This window comes from Shimia aestuarii (assembly GCF_022814865.1).
Taxonomy (GTDB): Bacteria; Pseudomonadota; Alphaproteobacteria; order Rhodobacterales; family Rhodobacteraceae; genus Shimia; species Shimia aestuarii_A.
The window spans coordinates 1-251 of record NZ_JAKVRD010000065.1; the positions used below are offsets into that span (position 1 = coordinate 1).

Here is a 251-nt window from a genome sequence, read left to right on the forward strand (position 1 = left end):
CCCTGCGGCTCATCGAGTGTTCCAATCCATGTTCGCGCAGGAACGCTGCCCATTCACGGCTTGTAAATTGCGCGCCTTGGTCGGAGTGGATCAGCAGGCCTGGTCCAGGCTTTCTCCGCCAGATCGCTGATCCTCCCCCACTGAAGTGGTCCTCCGCTATGTTTAGGAAAACGGAGGAAACACATGGCCAACAAGCGACCGAAGCCGGAAGAGATTGTCACGAAGTTAAGGCAGGTTGAGGTTCTGACGGG

At 57.0% G+C, this 251-nt stretch carries 1 pseudogene; it reads right to left on the reverse strand.

The annotated features are described in order from the left end of the window. Nucleotides 1-127: pseudogene (locus MK745_RS19710) on the reverse strand (DDE-type integrase/transposase/recombinase); the annotation flags it as partial. Between the last annotated feature and the right edge of the window lie 124 nt (nt 128-251).